16 protein-coding genes and 2 pseudogenes are annotated in these 17,968 nt (G+C 72.1%); 15 read left to right on the plus strand and 3 right to left on the minus strand.

Annotation, left to right across the window (positions count from 1 at the left end; translation table 11 throughout):
* The first annotated feature begins 106 nt into the window (after positions 1 to 106).
* The 10 genes and pseudogenes from ACGF3H_RS35860 to ACGF3H_RS35905 form a co-directional block, all read left to right on the plus strand.
* The gene (locus tag ACGF3H_RS35860; protein ID WP_362492175.1) at positions 107 to 751 is read left to right on the plus strand and encodes an HAD family hydrolase; all 645 of its coding nucleotides are present in this window, start codon (positions 107 to 109) and stop codon (positions 749 to 751) included.
* A gap of 92 nt (positions 752 to 843) precedes the next feature.
* Positions 844 to 1,605: a VC0807 family protein gene (locus tag ACGF3H_RS35865; protein ID WP_362492178.1), complete on the plus strand. Its 762-nt coding sequence runs from the start codon at positions 844 to 846 to the stop codon at positions 1,603 to 1,605.
* A gap of 23 nt (positions 1,606 to 1,628) precedes the next feature.
* Positions 1,629 to 2,852, plus strand: a complete 1,224-nt coding sequence (locus tag ACGF3H_RS35870; protein ID WP_362492181.1) for an MFS transporter — start codon at positions 1,629 to 1,631, stop codon at positions 2,850 to 2,852.
* A complete protein-coding gene (locus ACGF3H_RS35875) occupies positions 2,803 to 3,975 on the plus strand; it encodes an acetoin utilization protein AcuC (protein WP_362492184.1) in 1,173 nt (390 codons plus the stop codon). Before ACGF3H_RS35870 ends, ACGF3H_RS35875 begins: the two co-directional genes overlap by 50 nt.
* A 319-nt stretch (positions 3,976 to 4,294) precedes the next feature.
* Complete coding sequence (locus ACGF3H_RS35880) at positions 4,295 to 5,152, plus strand: phosphatase (RefSeq protein ID WP_362492187.1); 858 nt, start codon at positions 4,295 to 4,297, stop codon at positions 5,150 to 5,152.
* 129 nt (positions 5,153 to 5,281) lie between these two features.
* The gene (locus ACGF3H_RS35885; protein ID WP_004984898.1) at positions 5,282 to 5,494 is read left to right on the plus strand and encodes a helix-turn-helix domain-containing protein; all 213 of its coding nucleotides are present in this window, start codon (positions 5,282 to 5,284) and stop codon (positions 5,492 to 5,494) included.
* 109 nt (positions 5,495 to 5,603) lie between these two features.
* Positions 5,604 to 5,702, plus strand: a complete 99-nt coding sequence (locus tag ACGF3H_RS35890) for a 30S ribosomal protein bS22 (RefSeq protein ID WP_003948845.1) — start codon at positions 5,604 to 5,606, stop codon at positions 5,700 to 5,702.
* A 231-nt stretch (positions 5,703 to 5,933) separates the two neighbouring features.
* The gene (locus ACGF3H_RS35895; protein ID WP_362492189.1) at positions 5,934 to 6,995 is read left to right on the plus strand and encodes an NAD-dependent epimerase/dehydratase family protein; all 1,062 of its coding nucleotides are present in this window, start codon (positions 5,934 to 5,936) and stop codon (positions 6,993 to 6,995) included.
* A gap of 14 nt (positions 6,996 to 7,009) precedes the next feature.
* Positions 7,010 to 7,184, plus strand: a pseudogene (locus tag ACGF3H_RS35900) (glycerol acyltransferase); the annotation flags it as partial.
* A gap of 74 nt (positions 7,185 to 7,258) precedes the next feature.
* Positions 7,259 to 8,098: pseudogene (locus ACGF3H_RS35905) on the plus strand (lysophospholipid acyltransferase family protein); the annotation flags it as partial.
* Positions 8,099 to 8,327: 229 nt separating this feature from the next.
* Here the strand turns inward: ACGF3H_RS35905 and ACGF3H_RS35910 are convergent.
* From ACGF3H_RS35910 to ACGF3H_RS35920, 3 genes are all read right to left on the minus strand, one after another.
* Positions 8,328 to 9,569: a DUF5667 domain-containing protein gene (locus ACGF3H_RS35910; RefSeq protein ID WP_362492195.1), complete on the minus strand. Its 1,242-nt coding sequence runs from the start codon at positions 9,567 to 9,569 to the stop codon at positions 8,328 to 8,330.
* A gap of 253 nt (positions 9,570 to 9,822) precedes the next feature.
* Positions 9,823 to 10,614 carry an ECF subfamily RNA polymerase sigma factor, BldN family gene (locus tag ACGF3H_RS35915; RefSeq protein ID WP_362492197.1) on the minus strand — a complete coding sequence of 264 codons (792 nt, stop codon included), beginning with the start codon at positions 10,612 to 10,614 and terminating at the stop codon, positions 9,823 to 9,825.
* Between the two features lie 334 nt (positions 10,615 to 10,948).
* Positions 10,949 to 11,872, minus strand: coding sequence for an HAD-IB family hydrolase (locus tag ACGF3H_RS35920; protein ID WP_362492201.1), 924 nt, complete (start codon positions 11,870 to 11,872; stop codon positions 10,949 to 10,951).
* Between the two features lie 174 nt (positions 11,873 to 12,046).
* Here ACGF3H_RS35920 and ACGF3H_RS35925 point away from each other — a divergent pair, with 174 nt between their 5' ends.
* From ACGF3H_RS35925 to ACGF3H_RS35945, 5 genes are all read left to right on the plus strand, one after another.
* On the plus strand, positions 12,047 to 12,388 hold the full coding sequence (locus ACGF3H_RS35925) for a glutaredoxin family protein (RefSeq protein ID WP_362492204.1): 342 nt from the start codon (positions 12,047 to 12,049) through the stop codon (positions 12,386 to 12,388).
* A 274-nt stretch (positions 12,389 to 12,662) separates the two neighbouring features.
* A complete protein-coding gene (locus tag ACGF3H_RS35930) occupies positions 12,663 to 13,430 on the plus strand; it encodes a redox-sensing transcriptional repressor Rex (protein WP_362492206.1) in 768 nt (255 codons plus the stop codon).
* Complete coding sequence (locus tag ACGF3H_RS35935) at positions 13,427 to 15,175, plus strand: glutamyl-tRNA reductase (protein WP_362492208.1); 1,749 nt, start codon at positions 13,427 to 13,429, stop codon at positions 15,173 to 15,175. Before ACGF3H_RS35930 ends, ACGF3H_RS35935 begins: the two co-directional genes overlap by 4 nt.
* Complete coding sequence (gene hemC, locus ACGF3H_RS35940; protein WP_362492210.1) at positions 15,172 to 16,131, plus strand: hydroxymethylbilane synthase; 960 nt, start codon at positions 15,172 to 15,174, stop codon at positions 16,129 to 16,131. The genes ACGF3H_RS35935 and hemC overlap by 4 nt, the downstream gene beginning before the upstream one ends.
* Positions 16,128 to 17,825, plus strand: coding sequence for a bifunctional uroporphyrinogen-III C-methyltransferase/uroporphyrinogen-III synthase (locus ACGF3H_RS35945; protein ID WP_362492212.1), 1,698 nt, complete (start codon positions 16,128 to 16,130; stop codon positions 17,823 to 17,825). The genes hemC and ACGF3H_RS35945 overlap by 4 nt, the downstream gene beginning before the upstream one ends.
* Positions 17,826 to 17,968 lie beyond the last annotated feature (143 nt).

Raw genomic sequence — 17,968 nt, forward strand, 5'->3', positions numbered from 1 at the left:
ATGGTACTGCAGGGGGGACCCTGTGGGAGAGTAGGACGCCGCCGAACAATCTTTGGGAAAACCCCGCACCTCACGGTGCGGGGTTTTCTGCGTTTAGGGTCGGCGTATGCGCTACGAACTGATTGTCTTCGACAACGACGGTGTCCTCGTCGACAGCGAGCCGATCTCCAATCGGCTGCTGGCCGCCTATCTGACCGAGCTCGGCCACCCGACGACGTACGACGAGTCCCTGCGTGACTACATGGGGTCCGCGATGCACCGGATTCACGACCTCGTCCTGGAGCGGACAGGCCGGCGGCTTCCCGAGGACTTCGACGACGTCTTCCACGGGCGCGTGTTCGCCGCCTTCGAGCAGGACCTGGAGCCCGTTGCCGGGGTCGTCGGTGTGCTGGAGAAGCTCGCCGCGGACGAGGTGCCGTACTGCGTGGCCTCCTCCGGGAGCCATGAGCGGATCCGGGTCGGGCACCGGAAGACCGGACTGCACCGGTGGTTCGACGACGCCCGGATCTTCAGTTCCGAGGACGTGGGGCGGGGGAAGCCGGCGCCCGATCTCTTCCTGCACGCCGCCGAGCGGATGGGCGTGGCCCCGGAGCGGTGCCTGGTCGTCGAGGACAGCGCGCTCGGTGTGCAGGCGGCCGTGGCGGCCGGGATGGACGTGTACGGGTACACCGGGATGACCCCCGCCCCCAAGCTGGCCGGGGCCACTCGACTCTTCGGTGACATGGGGGAGTTGGCTGACCTGCTCGTATGACGGAGGCGGCGGACCCGGGCTGACATTTGTCATGCGTAGCTCCGGACGCATGTTTCTACTGGGGGACCGGGTCCGGCGGCGAAGCTGTGTGCATGACGACGAACACGGGCACGGACAACCAGCGGCAGGGCAAGCGTCGTACCTTCGTCTCCCTCCTCCTGGACGTGGGAGTACCGGTCGGGTCCTACTACCTCCTCAAGGGCGCGTTCGGGATGAGCTCGGTCGCGGCCCTCGGCTGGAGCAGTGTCGTGCCGGTGCTGCGGACCGGGTGGGGCCTGTTCCGGAACCGAGAGGTGAACGGGCTGCCCGTGCTCATCCTCCTGGTGAACCTCGCCGGGCTGCTGCTCAGCTTCGGGACGGGCGACGCCCGGCTGCTGCTCGTGAAGGACAGCGCTATCAGCAGTGTGGTGGGGATCGTGATGCTGGCGTCCGTGGTGATGAGGCGGCCCATGATGACCGCCAACCTCAAGCCGTTCCTGATCAAGGGGGACGCCCGGCGCGAGGCGGCCTGGGACCGGCTGCGACTGGAGTCGCCGGCGTTCCGGCGGGCGGAGCTCAGGTTCACCGGCGTGTGGGGCACGGCGTTCGTCGCCGAGTGCGCGGTGCGGGCCGTCGGCGCCTACACCGTCCCCGTCGACACCATGGTGTGGCTCGGAACGGTCGTCATGGCCGCCACGATGGTGCTGGCCTTCGTGCTCAGCGGCGCCCTGGGCGCCGGACCGATGGCGCACATGATCGGCGCGGCCGTGGCCGCGGACGACGCGCCCGAGTCCGCACCGCTGCCCGCTCCGGCGGTCGCCGCACCCGTCGAAGCTGAGCGCAATTCATCTTTGGCGGGATCTACCCACCGGTAAGCCGGGGCCCTACGCTCGCCGCCATGACAGATGTGCTGCGGCGCGGCAGGGCCTCTTTGGCGTTCGGCTTCTTCGCGCAGGGCGTCGCCTTCGCCCTGCTCGTGACGCGCATTCCGGCCGTCCAGGACCGGTACGGCGTCTCCGACGCGCTGCTGCCGGTCTTCCTGGCCGCCGTCCCGGTGCTGGCCGGGGTGGGGAGCGTGGTGACGGAGCGGCTGGTGCGGCGGGTGCGGCCCAGCCGGGTGCTGCGCTGGTCCCAGCCCGTGGTGCTGCTGGCGCTGCTGGGCGTCGGCGCGGGGGACCGGATGGCGGAGCTGGCCGTGGCGCTGGCGGTGTTCGGGCTGGCGGTGGGCGCGCTGGACGCCTCGATGAACATGCTCGGGGTGAGCCTGCAGCGGGCGTACGGGCGGAGCATCATGCTCGGGTTCCACGCGGCCTACAGCCTGGGTGGGATCCTGGGGGCCTCGCTCGCCTGGGTCGGGGCGCACTGGGAGTTGGCGCTGTGGGTGTCCTACCTCCCGGCCGTGGCGGTGCTGTTGCCGGCCGCGCTGGTGGGGAGCCGGTGGTACGTCGACGGGGAGCGGACGGAGGCGGGGGACCGGGCGCCGGCGAGCGGGGGCGGCGGTGCGGGCGTCGGGTTCGCGGTGCTGTTGCCGTTGTGTCTGGTGATGACGTTCGCGTACATCGGGGACTCGACGGTCTCCAATTGGAGCGCCAAGTACCTGCAGGACGTGCTCGGGAGTTCGGAGCAGCTGGCGACCGTTCCGTACAACGTGTACATGGTGACGACCCTGGTGGGGCGGGCGCTCGGGGACCTCGGGGTGCGGCGGCTGGGGGCCGTCGCGGTGGTGCGGGGCGGGGCGGTCGTCGCGGCGGGCGGTTTCGCGGTGGTGGCCGTGGCGCCGGGTGCGTGGGTCGGGATGCTCGGGTTCACGCTGCTGGGTCTGGGGTTGTGCGTGCTGGTGCCGCAGACCTTCGCGGCGGCGGGGCGCCTGTTCCCCGGGGCGTCCGATGCGGCGGTGGCGCGGCTCAACGTCTTCAACTACGTGGGCTTCCTGGTCGGTTCCCCGCTGGTGGGTGCGCTGGGGGACGCCTGGAGCTACCGCGGGGCCATGCTCGTGCCGATGGTGTTGGTGCTGGTGACACTGGTGTACGCCCGGTCGTTCGAGGCTCAACCGGACCGATACGGTGGCGGGCATGAGCGGCCGCGCACAGCTGATGTGGGACGAGGCAGTAACGGGCTATGACTTCGGTCCGGACCATCCGATGGATCCGGTCCGGCTCGCCCTGACGCGAGGGCTGGTCGGTGCCCTGGGCCTCGACCGGGAGGTGGAGGTCGTCGCGGCCAAGGCGGCGGGGGAGTCGACGCTGCGGCTCGTCCACCGGGAGGACTACATCGACGCCGTGAAGGCGGCCTCGGCGGACCCGGATGCGGCGGACGCGTCGTACGGGCTCGGGACGATCGACGATCCGGCGTTCGCGGGGATGCACGAGGTGGCCGCGCTGATCGCCGGCCAGTCGGTGGGCGCGGCGGAGGCGGTGTGGCGCGGGGACGCGCTGCACGCGGTGAACTTCGCGGGCGGACTGCACCATGCGATGCCGGGGGCGGCGTCGGGGTTCTGCGTCTACAACGACGCGGCGCTGGCGATCGCGCGGCTGCTGGAGCTGGGGGCCGAGCGGGTGGCCTACGTGGATGTGGACGTGCACCACGGGGACGGGGTGCAGGCGGCGTTCTGGGAGGACCCGCGGGTCCTGACGATCTCGCTGCACGAGCATCCGCGGTCCCTCTTCCCGCAGACGGGGTGGCCGGAGGAGACCGGGGCCGACTGCGCGGAGGGGTCGGCGGTGAACGTGGCGCTGCCGGCGGGGACCGGGGACGCGGGGTGGGTGCGGGCGTTCCACGCGGTGGTGCCGGAGCTGATCGCGGACTTCCGGCCGCAGGTGCTGGTGACGCAGCACGGGGCCGACACGCACTTCGAGGATCCGCTGGCGCATCTGGCGGTGTCGCTGGACGCGCAGCGGGCCGTGCAGGTGGCGTGTCATGACCTGGCGCACGAGTACGCCGGCGGGCGGTGGGTGGCGCTGGGCGGGGGTGGCTACGCGGTGGTGGACGTGGTGCCGCGGTCGTGGACGCATCTGGTGGGGATCGCGGCGGGACGGCCGGTGGAGCCGGAGACGGTGATTCCGGAGGGGTGGCGGCAGGAGGTGTTCGCGCGGACGCGGCAGCTGGGGCCGATGCGGATGACCGATGGGCGGTGGCCGGTGTCGTGGGCGTCGTGGGAGGCGGGGTACGACCCTGCGGATCGGTTGGATCAGGCGGTGGTGGCGGCTCGGCGGGCGGTGTTTCCGTTGCGGGGGTTGTTGGCGTGACGGTGTCTTTCGGCGGGCGGGGCGGGTGAGCCGGTCGGCGTTTGTGGGTGCTCGGCGTGGGGCTGGGCGGGGGTGGGTCGCGTGGCCCGGTGCTGCCGAGGTGCCTCCCCCACTCTCGGCTTCGCTCGAGCGGGGGGACCCCCACCGCCCACCCGTGCCGCCCTGGGGGTACCTCCCAGGCCGTTCAGGCACTGGGGGAGGCACGACTGCCCGCGGCTCGGGCGGGGGTGGTGCGGGTTCCGTCGTCGCCCCAGGGGCAGGACTGCCTGCGGCTCGGGCGGGGTGGTGGGGGTTACGCCGTTCGTGGGGATGTCGGGGGATGTGGGTTCCCGCGGTGGGTCGGTGCGGCAGGATCGTGCGGGTGTGGGGCCGTGGAGCTCTTCGGGCTCATCTTCTGGACGTCCGTCTCGCCGGGGTCGTGGCCACTTCCCGTGAGGCGAGTCTGCGGAGTTACCGGTTGTTCGCGGCCCGGGACCCGCGGTTGCTCATCGGGATCGACCCGGAGGGTGACTGGGGGGAGCGGGACCTGCTCGCGCTGATGGCGCGCAGGTGCGGTGTTTCGGCCGACCCGCGGCATACTTCGGGCCGGGACGTCATCGACCCCGAGCGGACACTGACCGCTCTGGACGCCTTCGCGGGGCGCCTCGCCGCGGTGGCCGCGCGTCGCGCTCCGGTCCTCCTCGGCACCGGGCACCCGCATCGGCTGCTCGGCTTCTACGCCGCCCTGGCCGACGCCCTGTCGGCGGCGGGATGTGCTGTCCTCACCCCGGCGCAGGGTCACCGTGTCGACATAACGACCCGGTTCGGCCTACGCACCCACCGCCTCGAGTACGTCCGCGGAGTCGCGTTGGTGCGGGAGGACGGCGCGGAACGCCCCGGTTGTGAGCCCGGCGCACACACGCACTCGCCGCTCCCGGTTCGGACCGCGCTGGCCGTGGCGGCCGAGGACGGCGGGCCGCTCCCCGAGCTGGTGATCGGAGACCACGGCTGGGTCTGCGGGGCAGGTCAGCTGGGGTTCGAGGCCATCGGGCCGGGCGATACGAACGATCCCGCGCTCTTCGTGGGAGAGGCCGAGGGGTTGGTGTCCGTCGCCGTTCCGCTTGATGACGGTGTGCGGCCCGCGTACTACCGGCCGCTCACCCGCTACGTACTCAATCGGGCGTGTCTGTCCCAGTAGGACGCCGATGCGTGCACCTCTTCCCCATTCGCATCACCCGCACCTACATTGGGGAGTGAGCACGCAGCGACGAAGAGTCACCGGAAGGGGAAGCCGGTGGCCGTCGAGTGCGGAAGGTTCAGGTGTGTCATGGCTGCAGCTGGCGAAAGGCCTCTGAACGAGGTTCAGTTCCTTACCGTGGCGGAGGTCGCCTCGGTGATGCGCGTGTCCAAGATGACCGTGTACCGGTTGGTGCACAGCGGTCATCTGCCCGCGATCCGGGTGGGACGGTCGTTCCGCGTCCCGGAGCAAGCGGTTCACGAGTACCTCCGCGAGAGCTACGTGGGGGTGGAAACGGCCTGACGACCTCGATTACGACCTCAGCGCTCGGGCGGGTAGGCTAGCCCCTCGTAGGTCGTGTGGGCCCATGGCGCCCAAACAACCGAGTGATGAGAAGTGAGCGAGGGTAGTCGTGGGCTCTGTTATCAAGAAGCGGCGCAAGCGGATGGCCAAGAAGAAGCACCGCAAGCTGCTCAAGCGCACGCGCGTTCAGCGTCGCAACAAGAAGTAAGCGACGCTGCGCCGTCAGCGTGTCCTGTGGCCCCCCACCGAATCCGGTGGGGGGCCACAGTCGTATCCCCGGGTCCCCCGGTCCCCGGGAGCTTCGGGGGTCCGGGGCGGGCGCGAATTTCCGTCACTTGCTGCATCCGGCGGTCATCACAGCGCAACACCGACCGGCTAAGTTGGCCCGCAGGCGGGAACGCGGCAGGCTACGGAGTAGGGCGAGAGGAAGGCGCTGATCTTGGGCAAGGTCGTGCTCGTGACCGGGGTGGCCCGTCAGCTGGGAGGCCGGTTCGTCCGGCGCATCCAGCGTGATCCCGACGTGGACCGGGTCGTGGCCGTGGACGCCGTCGCGCCGGAGCACCACCTGGGCGGCGCCGACTTCGTCCAGGCCGACATCCGGCAGTCGGCCATCGGGCGGGTGCTGGCCGAGACGGGTGCGGACACGGTCGTCCACATGGACGTCACGGGCACCCCGCTGGGCAGCGGCAGCCGGACGTCGGTCAAGGAGACCAACGTCATCGGCACGATGCAACTGCTCGGCGCCTGCCAGAAGTCCCCGACCGTGAAGCGGCTCGTGGTCAAGTCCAGTACGAACGTCTACGGTTCCGCGCCCCGCGACCCGGCCGTCTGCACCGAGACCACCGCGCCCAAGTCGCTGCCCAGCGGCGGTTTCGCCAAGGACGCCGTGGAGGTCGAGGGATATGTGCGGGGCTTCGCGCGCCGCCGGCCGGACGTCGCGGTGTGCGTGCTGCGGTTCGCCAACATCCTGGGCCGGAGCCCGGACACGCCGCTCGCGTCGTACTTCGGGCTGCCGGTGCTGCCGACGGTGTTCGGCTACGACCCGCGGCTGCAGTTCGTGCACGAGGACGACGTGATCGACGTGCTGCGGGCCGCCTCGCACGAGCCGCGGCGCGGCACCCTGAACAGCGGCACCTTCAACATCGCCGGCGACGGTGTCCTGCTGCTCTCCCAGTGTTCGCGCCGGCTGGGGCGCCCCACGGTGCCGCTGCTGCTTCCGGCGGTCACCTGGGCGGGCTCCCTCGTGCGTACGCTGGGAATGACGGACTTCTCCCCGGAGCAGATCCGGCTGCTCACCCACGGGCGGGTCGTGGACACCACACAGATGCGCGAGACCCTGGGATTCCGGCCGAAGTACACGACGGCCGAAACGTTCGCGGACTTCGTGCGCGGCAGCGGCCCGGGGCTGCTGCCGCCGGATGCCCTCGCGGGGGCAGTCGACCGGATCGCGGAGCTGTCCCTGCGAGGCAGCGGCCACCTCCCGACGCAGAGCGCCAACTGAGGAGCGCAACAACGATGGCGGACGCCAAGGTCATTCCGTTCGACGACGACCGGTCCCGGGGGAGCGGCGGGAGTGCGGGACAGCGCCCGGCGCGGCGCCGCGGTGGGGGGAGCCGGCGCAAGGGCGGCGCGGCGGAGTCCGTGCCGGTGCGCGAGGTGCAGCCGTTGCCCGTCCGCGGGGCGACGCGGGACGACGGTCCGGTGACCGCCGGGTCGCCGGGGGCTCGCGGCGAGGGCGGTGAGGTGCGGGCACAGGACTCGGACGGTGGCTTGGAGCGGCGTGTCGCGGCCGGTCTGGCGTTCCTGCGGCGCCGTCTCACCGGCGACTACGAGGTCGACGACTTCGGCTACGACGCCGAACTCACCGACCAGGTGCTGATGTCGCTGCTGCGTCCGGTGTACGAGAAGTACTTCCGGGTCGAGGTGAAGGGCGTGGAGAACATCCCGGCGGAGGGCGGCGCGCTGATCGTCGCCAACCACTCCGGGACGCTGCCGCTGGACGGTCTGATGATGCAGGTCGCCGTGCACGACCACCATCCGGCCGACCGGCATCTGCGGCTGCTGGCGGCGGACCTGGTGTTCGTGCTGCCCGTGGTGAACGAGCTGGCCCGCAAGCTCGGCCACACGCTGGCGTGTGCGGAGGACGCGGAACGGCTGCTGGCCCAGGGTGAGCTGGTCGGGGTGATGCCGGAGGGGTTCAAGGGCATCGGCAAGCCGTTCAGCGAGCGGTACAAGCTGCAGCGTTTCGGGCGCGGCGGTTTCGTGTCGACGGCGCTGCGGCAGGGGGCGCCGATCATTCCGTGCTCGATCGTCGGGGCGGAGGAGATCTACCCGATGATCGGGAACGCGAAGACCCTGGCGCGGCTGCTGGGCTTCCCCTACTTCCCGCTGACGCCGACCTTTCCGTGGCTCGGTCCGCTGGGTGCGGTGCCGCTGCCGACGAAGTGGACGATCCAGTTCGGTGAGCCGATCCCCACGGACGGGTATCCGCCGGAGGCGGCCGAGGACCCGATGCTGATGTTCAACCTGACGGACCAGGTCCGGGAGCAGATCCAGCACACGCTGTACAAGTTGCTGGTGCAGCGGCGGTCGGTGTTCTTCTGAGCCGAGGCGGCGCGTGACGGCGGGTGCGGTGAGTCGGCGGACGGAGTCCGGCGCAGCCGGGCGAAGCCCGCGAAGCGGTGCGAGGCCGGCGGTGTGGGTGGGCTCCAGCACACGCTGTACAAGTTGCTGGTGCAGCGGCGGTCGGTGTTCTTCTGAGCCGAGGCGGCGTCGGTGTTCTTCTGAGCCGGTGCGGTGGGGTGCCCCCGGGTGTCGGGGGCACCCCAGCGGGTCAGTCCGCGTCCTCGCCGTGGATGCCCAGGCCCGGGAGCAGGCCGGGGAGCAGGGGTGGGAGGGTGACGTCGGGCTCGGGGGGCGGGGTGGTGCCGCCGGGGGACGGGGAGGCGCTGCCGCTGGCCTTCGGCGGGTCGAGCAGGCCGCCGGTGTCGCCGCCGAGCAGGCCGTCGTCGGTGCTGCCGGAGGAGGCGGACTCGCTGGGGCCGCCGCTGCCGCTGTGCGCGCCGTCGGACGAGGCGCCGCTGCCGCTGGGCGACGCGGAGCGTCCCGTGCCCGGTGTGTCGGTGGTGGCCGAGCCGGACCCGCTCGGCCGCCCGTCGTCGCCGGGGGTGTCGCCCTGGGCCGGTGGCGCGGGCAGCAGGTACTCCAGCGGGGCGACTTCGTCCTCTATGGCGTCGAACACCGACGACACCTCTTCGCTGACGTCCCCGAGCTGCACGGGCAGCCGTTCGCGCAGGGCACCCCAGGTGTCCCGGTGCGAGCGGGAGAAGGCGGAGAGCGCCCGCATGGGGCCCAGGGAGTCGGGGTCGCGGGCGTAGGCCGCGCTGAGCAGGCGGTGGCCTTCGGACGCGTCGTGCCGCATCCCGGACAGGGCGCGGCGGATCTCGCCCAGGTCCTCGTGGTCGAGGGGGCCGCTGCGACCGCGCTCCATGAGCCGGCGTGCCTCGTTCAGCCGGGTGGAGGCCAGGTCGAGGTAGGCCCGGCCGCGTTCGTCGTCGCCGTCGGCGAGGCCGAGCCGGAAGTCCTCTATGCCGCGCTTGAGGCCGTAGAGCGAATCACCGGGCAGCGCGTCCGAACTGGCAGCGGCGACTCCGCCGAAGGCTCCGGCGGCGACACTCACGCTCAGGCCGCCCGCGGTGAGGCCCTTGGCCAGCCGTGACCGCGGCCGGAACTTCCCCAGCGGGGTCGCCCGATGGGCGCCACGGGCCCGGCGCTGCTCGGGCACCGAAGGGTCCGTCGCCCCGCCGCCGGCGGTGCCCTCCTGCATCATGGCCTCGAACGCGGCCACCAGTCGGGCCCGCTGGACGACCTTGACCTCGGGATCCAGTTCCGGCCGGGGCAGCGTTTCCAGGCCGGCGGCGAGGGACAGCAGACGTCCCTGCTCGGTCTGTTCCGCGACGGCCCCGGCGGGTGCCGGTCCTTCGGACTGCTCGGCCGCCGCCCCGGATTCGGACTGCTCCTCCAGAGCCTGGGCGAAGGCGTTCGCCCGCCGGTGCGCCGATACGTTCGCGATCACTGGCGGCACCTCCTCTCGTCATGACGGTCGACTCCCCAGGGGGTCCTGAGGGTTGCACGCCCCGGACGGATCCACACGAACGTGTCGTGGGAGTCGGTCGGGGAGTGACCACAGGGAGCCTGCATCCCGCACAACGAGTGGCGCGGCACTTGGGTTACGGACGACGGAGGCCCGGGCTGCGTTCTCAACGTACTTCAACCGACGGTGACTTGGGGAGTGCGGAGGGTGTTCGGCGCCTCGGGGGCGCCGGTGCTCAGCGGGCGTCGTCCGGCAGCAGTCGTGCGAGGGTGCGGACGGCCCGGTACTGGAGGGTCTTGATGGCTCCCTCGTTCTTGCCCATGACGCGGGCGGTCTCGGCGACCGAGAGGCCTTGGAGGAAGCGGAGGGTGACGCACTCCTGCTGCTGCGGGTTGAGCCGCCGTACGGCGTCGAGCAGGGCGGCGTTGGAGAGGGATTCGAGGACGGAGTCCTCGGGGGACCGCTCGACCTCGTTGGCGTCGAGCATCTCGCCGGTGGTGACCTCCAGCCGGAAGCGGCTGGACTTGAAGTGGTCGGCGACGAGGTTGCGGGCGATGGTCACGAGCCAGGCGCCGAAGTCGCGGCCCTGCCAGGTGAAGGTGCCGATGCGCCGGAGGGCCCGCAGGAACGTCTCGCTGGTCAGGTCCTCGGCGGTCGCCTTGCCGCCCACGCGGTAGTAGATGTAGCGGTAGACGGTGTCGCTGTACTGGTCGTAGAGCCGCCCGAACGCCTCGGCCTCGCCGGCCTGGGCCCGTTCGACCAGGTCCATCATGCGGGCGCTGTCGCTGTCCGCGGCGGGGCGGCGGTGGGTGGCGGCGGCCCCGGACGAGGACGACCGCGCTCGTCTGCCCACGGCGGCGCTGGCCTCGGCCAGTGCGTAGCACGGGCCGGCGGGGGCGGTGGCCGCGGCGAGGGCGGGGACGGCGTACGCGGTGGGGACGAAGACGCGCAGCAGGTCTTGGGCTGATTTGACCGTTGCGCGCAGCGTAGCCAGGCCCGAGGCGTCAACCCCGACGTGTGGGTACACGGGACTCCCAGAGGCAGAGCTTCCATCACGTGCAGTACGGAACCTTTCACCCCTCGTAGCGAAGGTGGGGCACCGGATTGCGTCTGAGGAGAATAACGCTTCGTACAGGTGCTGCTACGCCCAGTTGCTCAAATCATCGATTACGTCGCTTCCGTAGCCGATTGACGCCCGTTCGGATGCGGCAGATTGATCGATTGGCGACCGAAACGGTTCGGCTTCCTGGTGACTACAGTGCGTGTTGTGCCCGATGTGAGAGAAGAGGACTGAGGAGGGCCCTCCGGGGGTAGGCCGGACCGGTTGGCTGCGCAGTGCCGCGGGCGCCGCCGGGCCCGGGTCAGCGGCGCCGGCGGTGCAGGGCGATGGCCGCCGCCGTGCCGCCCGCCACCGCGCCGACGCCCGCGGCGGCCGGGATGCCGACCTTGGCCGCCTTGCGGCCCGTGCGGTAGTCGCGCAGCCGCCACTCGAGCTCGCGGGCGTGCTTGCGCAGCTTCGCGTCAGGATTGATCGCGTACGGATGGCCGACCAGCGACAGCATCGGGATGTCGTTGTGGGAGTCGCTGTAGGCGGCGCAGCGGGACAGGTCCAGGCCCTCGGCCGCCGCCAGTGCCCGGACCGCCTCCGCCTTGGCGGGTCCGTGCAGCGGCTCGCCGACGAGCTTGCCCGTGTAGACGCCGCCGATCGACTCGGCCACCGTGCCGAGCGCGCCGGTCAGGCCCAGGCGGCGGGCGATCACCTGGGCGATCTCCACCGGGGCGGCCGTGACCAGCCAGACCCTCTGGCCGGCGTCGAGATGGGCCTGGGCCAGGGCGCGGGTGCCGGGCCAGATCCGCTCGGCCATGTACTCGTCGTAGATCTCCTCGCCGATCGACTTCAGCTCGGAGACGCGGTGGCCCTTGACGATCGACAGTGCCGAGTCGCGGGCGTCCTGCATGTGCTCCGGGTCCTCGATGCCGGCGAGGCGGAACCATGCCTGCTGCCAGGCGAACCGGGCGAGGTCGCGGGTCTCGAAGAACTTCCGCTTGTACAGTCCGCGGCCGAAGTGGAAGAGGGCGGCGCCCTGCATGACGGTGTTGTCGAGGTCGAAGAAGGCGGCGGCACGGTCGTCGCCGTGGACGGGGAACTCCGGTTCCTCGCCCCGCGCGGCCTCGGGAAGGTCCTGGGTGGACTTGCGGGCGGCCTCCGCCGAGGCCTCGCCTGCCAACACGCTCCGCGCCGTGGCGGAGCGCCTACGGGGGGTGAGCCATCCGAGAGCGGCCATGCCCGTGAGCATAGCCAGTTTGTTCGGAGGCTTCGGACTCGAGAGGTTGGGGGGCTGTGAACTCTGGGCGACGGTGCCGTTAAAGGGGCGGGCGGACCGGCGCGTCGGGTCGACGGTCCCGCGGGCGGTGAGGCCGGCGGCGGAGGACCCGCCTCCGGCCGGGGCCGCGCGAGAATGGCGGACATGAGTCCCCTCTTCCGCCGCAGGGCCCCGCAGGCGCCCGGGGTCCCCGAGACCGCCCAGAACCCGCCATCCCCTCCGCACTCCGAGAACCATCTCGTCACCCTCATCCGCAAACCCGGCTGTCATCTGTGTGATGCCGCACAGCTCGTCGTCGAGAAGGTGTGCGCCGAACTCGGTGTCCCCTGGGAGGGGAAGGACATCACCGAGGACCGCCGGCTCCATGACCAGTACTGGGAGCAGATCCCGGTCGTCCTGGTCGACGGCAGGCAGCACACCTTCTGGCGTGTGAACGAGGAGCGCCTGCGCAAGGCACTGACCGAGCAGTCCAAGTAGTCCGGATGGTCGCTTAGGATCGATGGCGACATGGTCTCGGGGGCGTTGATCGTGAGGAGCGTGGGCGGCTTTGCCCCCGATGGGAGAGGAACGCGGGTGCGAATGCGCCGGTTCCCGTTTCGTGCGCCGGGGGCGCGTGACCCCGGTCACGTTGGCCGGGCAAATCGGACACCATCTTTGTGCACGCGTTCACAAAGACATAGCCTGCATTCGACGGGGCGGTCATGTAGGGACGTATGACCGCCTACAGCCCCGCTCTACCCGCAGGAGCACCGTGGCAACTGGCCGAACACACCGACCGGCGACCCGCAGCCGAGGGATTCCCGAGGCCACCGTCGCCAGGCTTCCGCTGTACCTCCGAGCACTCACCGCGCTGTCGGAGCGCTCGGTGCCCACGGTCTCCTCCGAGGAGCTGGCGGCCGCGGCGGGAGTGAACTCCGCGAAGCTGCGCAAGGACTTCTCCTACCTCGGCTCCTACGGGACCCGGGGCGTCGGCTACGACGTCGAGTATCTCGTCTACCAGATCTCGCGCGAACTCGGGCTGACCCAGGACTGGCCGGTCGTCATCGTCGGTATCGGCAACCTCGGCGCCGCGCTCGCCAACTACGGCGGGTTCGCGTCCCGCGGCTTCCGCGTCGCCGCGCTCATCGACGCCGACCCGCAGATGGCCGGAAAGCCGGTGGCGGGCATCCCCGTGCAGCACACCGACGAGCTGGAGAAGATCATCCGGGACGACGGTGTCTCGATCGGTGTGATCGCGACCCCCGCCGGTGCCGCCCAGCAGGTCTGCGACCGGCTCGTGGCCGCCGGTGTCACGTCCATCCTGAACTTCGCGCCGACCGTGCTGAACGTCCCCGAGGGCGTCGACGTGCGCAAGGTCGACCTCTCCATCGAGCTGCAGATCCTCGCCTTCCACGAGCAGCGCAAGGCCGGTGAGGAGGCCGCGGCCGACGCCGGTGCCGTGCCGCCCGCCGTCGCCCGCAAGCAGCCCTCCGCCGACCAGGGACCCGACGGGGACGTGCCCGCCGTGATGCCGGCATGAGCCTTCTCGTCGTCGGGCTGAGCCACCGCAGTGCTCCCGTCAGCGTCCTGGAGCGGGCCTCGCTGAACGCGGACGCGCAGTGCAAGCTGCTGCAGGACACCGTCGCCGCCGAACCGGCCGCCGAAGCCGCGCTGCTGGCCACCTGCAACCGCATCGAGCTGTACGCCGACGTGGACAAGTTCCACGCCGGTGTCGCCGAGCTGTCCACGCTGCTCGCCCAGCACAGCGGGGTCGGCCTGGACGAGCTCACTCCTTATCTTTATGTGCACTACGAGGACCGGGCCGTCCACCACCTGTTCTCGGTGGCCTGCGGGCTGGACTCGATGGTGGTCGGCGAGGGGCAGATCCTCGGCCAGATAAAGGACTCCCTGGCCCGCGCCCAGGACCTGCACACCGCCGGACGGCTCCTGAACGACCTGTTCCAGCAGGCGCTGAGGGTCGGCAAGCGCGCCCACTCCGAGACCGGCATCGATCGCGCCGGGCAGTCCCTGGTCACCTTCGGCCTGGAGCAGCTCGCCGCGGGAGCCGACGTGCAGACCTGGGCGCGGGGCAAGAAGGCGCTGGTCATCGGCGCCGGCTCGATGTCCTCGCTGGCCGCCGCCACGCTGGCGCGGGCCGGGGTCGCGGAGATAGTGGTCGCCAACCGCACCTTCGAGCGGGCCGAGCGGCTCGCCGAGATCCTTTCCGAGGGCGACGACACGGACGTGCTGGCCCGCGCGGTACCGATGGACGCGGTGCCGGCCGAGCTGACACGTGCCGACGTGGCCGTCTCCTGCACCGGGGCCACCGGGCTGGTCCTCACCGCCGACGCCGTGGCGGCGACGGTGGAGGGCCGCACCGGCGCGCCCGCGGACGTGGCCGTGGCCGGGACGGACGGTGTCCGTCCGACGGCGGACGCCGCCCCCGCCGCCGTGCCGGAGGGTGCCGAAACGCCTCTGCCGGGTGCCGGTGCCCCCGCCGGTGCCGACGAGAACTGCCCGCTGGACCTGTCCTCCGTGCCGACCGGCTTCTCCGTCATGGGGGAGGCCGCCGTGGCCGGCATGGACGCCGCGACGCTGGAGCAGCACGGGGCGTGGGCCGCCGGCGGGACGGTCGTGGACCGGCCGCGCGAGACCGGGCGGCCGGGCGCCGAGGCGGACGCCGAACTGATCACCGCGCTCGCCGCGACGGCCGCGAGCGTCGGCCGGATCCCCGAGCGCAGGCGCCCCGAGCCCGTCGCCGAGGTGCCGCGTCCGCAGCCGGTGCTCTTCCTGCTCGACCTCGCCATGCCGCGCGACATCGACGCCGCCGTGCACCGGCTGGCCGGTGTGCGCCTGGTGGACATCGAGTCGCTCGCCGAGGCATCGGCCGACGCGCCGATGGCCGCGGACGTCGACATGGTCCGCCGGATCGTCGGCGACGAGGTCGCGGCCTTCGGTGCCGCCCAGCGGGCCGCGCACATCACGCCCACCGTCGTCGCGCTGCGCAGCATGGCCGCCGACGTCGTCGCCGGCGAGATCGCCCGGCTCGAGGGGCGGCTGCCGGGCCTGGACGACAAGCACCGCGCCGAGATCACCCAGACCGTCAAGCGTGTGGTCGACAAGCTGCTGCACGCGCCGACGGTCCGGGTCAAGCAGCTCGCCGCCGAGCCCGGCGGCGCCGGGTACGCGGACGCACTGCGCACCCTGTTCGACCTCGACCAGGAGACGGTGGCCTCCGTCTCGCGGACCGAGAACAGCACTGAGAAGAACCGAGGGCCGGCATGACTGAGAAGGCACTGAGACTGGGGACGAGGCGCAGCAAGCTCGCCATGGCCCAGTCCGGGCAGGTGGCGGATGCCGTGAGCCAGGTGACCGGACGGCCCGTGGAGCTCGTCGAGATCACCACGTACGGCGACACGTCCCGCGAGCACCTGGCCCAGATCGGCGGCACGGGCGTGTTCGTCGCCGCGCTGCGCGAGGCCCTGCTGCGGGGTGACGTGGACTTCGCGGTTCATTCGCTCAAGGACCTCCCCACCGCGGAGCACGAGGGCCTGGTCGTCGCGGCCACCCCCGTGCGCGAGGACCCGCGGGACGTCGTCGTCGCCCGGGACGCGCGGAAGTTCGCCGACCTGCCCAGCGGCGCCCGCATAGGCACGGGCGCGCCGCGTCGCATGGCACAGCTGAACGCGTACGCCCGCGCCCACGGACTGGAGATCGAGACGGTCCCGATCCGGGGCAACGTCGACACCCGCATCGGATACGTCCACAGCGGTGAGCTCGACGCCGTCGTGCTGGCCGCCGCCGGACTGAACCGGGTCGGACGCATCGACGAGGTGACCGACTTCCTGTCGGTCGACACGGTTCTGCCCGCCCCCGGCCAGGGGGCCCTGGCGATCGAGTGCGCCGCGGACAACGCTGCGCTGATCGCCGCGCTCGCCGAGCTCGACGACCCGTTCACGCGGGCCGCCGTGACGGCCGAGCGGTCACTGCTCGCCGCCCTGGAGGCCGGCTGCAGCGCCCCTGTGGGCGCGCTGGCCGACCTCCTGGCCGACGGGCAGACTGTCAAGGAAATGCGCCTGCGCGGCGTCGTCGGCACGACCGACGGCTCGACGCTGGTGCAGCTGTCCACCACCGGTCCCGTGCCCCAGACGCACGAGGCGGCACTGGCACTCGGTCGCGAACTCGCCACCGAGATGCTCGCCCAGGGCGCGGCCGGTCTGATGGGGGAGCGAGCACATTGAGCCCCACCACCTTTCCCGCCTGTCCGGAACACGGGCACGTCACCTTCCTCGGTGCCGGACCCGGAGATCCGGGACTGCTGACTCTGCGCGCCGTGGAGGCGCTGGCGAACGCGGACGTCCTCGTCGCCGAGCACGAGGTGCTCGACGTCGTACGGACGCACGCGAGGCAGGGCGTCGCCGAGGTGCACACGGATGCCGATCCGTCGGATCCGGGCGCAGGCACGCCCCAGCTGACGGTTGTTGACGGGGCGTCAACGGCCGTCGGTGTCCCCGCTGTGCGGGATGCCGCACATCTTGTCATGGAGGCCGCGCGGGGCGGCAGGCGGGTCGTGCGTGCGGTGACCGGGGACCCCGGGCTCGACACGTACGCCGCCGAGGAGATGCTCGCGTGCGCCGCGGCCGGGGTGCCCTTCGAGGTCGTCCCCGGCATCGCGAACGCCGTCGGCGTGCCCGCGTACGCCGGTGTGCCGCTGCGGGACGCCGAGGGCGCCGACGTGCGGTTCGTGGACGCCCGTACGGCGTCGGACCGCTGCTGGACCGAGGTGGGCGCCTCCGACGGCACGGTCGTGGTGTCGACGACGCTGGACTCGGTGGCCGCGGCCGCCGGTGAGCTGGTGTCGGCCGGCCGCAAGCCGGACACCCCGCTGACGGTGACCGTCGCCGGTACGACGACGCGGCAGCGCACCTGGACGGCGACGCTCGGCACGGTCGCGCAGACGCTGAAGCAGGCGAAGGTGCTGCCGTCCCCGGACGGCGGCCGCCCGGTGATAGCCGTGGTCGGCGAGCGCAGCGCCTCCGCCCGGCGTGACCAGCTGTCGTGGTTCGAGTCCAAGCCGCTGTTCGGCTGGAAGGTCCTCGTGCCGCGCACGAAGGAGCAGGCGGCGTCGCTCTCCGACCAGCTGAGGTCGTACGGGGCCGTGCCGCACGAGGTGCCGACCATCGCGGTGGAGCCCCCGCGCACCCCGCAGCAGATGGAGCGGGCGGTCAAGGGCCTGGTGACGGGCCGCTACGAGTGGATCGCGTTCACGTCGGTCAACGCGGTGAAGGCGGTCCGGGAGAAGTTCGAGGAGTACGGGCTCGACGCCCGTGCCTTCGCGGGCATCAAGGTCGCCGCGGTGGGCGAGCAGACCGCCAAGGCGCTGATCGCCTTCGGCGTGAAGCCGGACCTGGTGCCGAGCGGCGAGCAGTCGGCGGCGGGCCTGCTGGAGGACTGGCCGCCCTACGACCCGGTCTTCGACCCGATCGACCGTGTCTTCCTGCCCCGGGCCGACATCGCCACCGAGACCCTGGTGGCCGGGCTGATCGAGCTGGGCTGGGAGGTCGACGACGTCACCGCCTACCGCACGGTGCGCGCCTCGCCGCCGCCGGCCACGACCCGCGAGGCGATCAAGGGCGGCGGCTTCGACGCGGTGCTGTTCACGTCGTCGTCCACGGTGCGGAACCTGGTCGGTATCGCGGGCAAGCCGCACAACGTGACGGTGATCGCGTGCATCGGCCCGGCGACGGCCAAGACCGCGGAGGAGCACGGGCTGCGCGTGGACGTCATGGCTCCCGAGCCGTCCGTCCACAAGCTGGCGGAGGCCCTGGCGGACTTCGGCCTGCGCCGTCGCGCGGCGGCGGTGGACGCCGGCGACCCGGTGACGCGGCCGAGCGAGCGGCGCCCGGGGGCGCGCAGGCGGCGGTCCTCGACGTGAGGCCGTAGGTGTGAGGGGTGGCGGGGGGGGGCGGGGGGGGCCCCCCCCCCCGCCCGGGGGGGGGGGGGGGGGGCCCCCACCCCCCCAAAGAGGGGCCCGGGGGCACCACCTCGGAATTGAGCCGAGAGAGCGACCCACACCCA

Source organism: Streptomyces sp. NPDC048185, from assembly GCF_043202495.1.
Classification (GTDB): domain Bacteria; phylum Actinomycetota; class Actinomycetes; order Streptomycetales; family Streptomycetaceae; genus Streptomyces.

What these genes read in the sequence shown, in the direction of transcription:
- ACGF3H_RS35920 (WP_362492201.1), bottom strand. Translation starts at nt 11,872, where the DNA reads ATGGCCGCTCTCGGATGGCTCACCCCCCGTAGGCGCTCCGCCACGGCG.
- ACGF3H_RS35865 (WP_362492178.1), top strand. Translation starts at nt 844, where the DNA reads ATGACGACGAACACGGGCACGGACAACCAGCGGCAGGGCAAGCGTCGT.
- ACGF3H_RS35925 (WP_362492204.1), top strand. Translation starts at nt 12,047, where the DNA reads ATGGCGGACATGAGTCCCCTCTTCCGCCGCAGGGCCCCGCAGGCGCCC.
- ACGF3H_RS35875 (WP_362492184.1), top strand. Translation starts at nt 2,803, where the DNA reads ATGAGCGGCCGCGCACAGCTGATGTGGGACGAGGCAGTAACGGGCTAT.
- ACGF3H_RS35860 (WP_362492175.1), top strand. Translation starts at nt 107, where the DNA reads ATGCGCTACGAACTGATTGTCTTCGACAACGACGGTGTCCTCGTCGAC.
- ACGF3H_RS35885 (WP_004984898.1), top strand. Translation starts at nt 5,282, where the DNA reads ATGGCTGCAGCTGGCGAAAGGCCTCTGAACGAGGTTCAGTTCCTTACC.
- ACGF3H_RS35870 (WP_362492181.1), top strand. Translation starts at nt 1,629, where the DNA reads ATGACAGATGTGCTGCGGCGCGGCAGGGCCTCTTTGGCGTTCGGCTTC.
- hemC (WP_362492210.1), top strand. Translation starts at nt 15,172, where the DNA reads ATGACTGAGAAGGCACTGAGACTGGGGACGAGGCGCAGCAAGCTCGCC.
- ACGF3H_RS35935 (WP_362492208.1), top strand. Translation starts at nt 13,427, where the DNA reads ATGAGCCTTCTCGTCGTCGGGCTGAGCCACCGCAGTGCTCCCGTCAGC.
- ACGF3H_RS35880 (WP_362492187.1), top strand. Translation starts at nt 4,295, where the DNA reads ATGTGGGTTCCCGCGGTGGGTCGGTGCGGCAGGATCGTGCGGGTGTGG.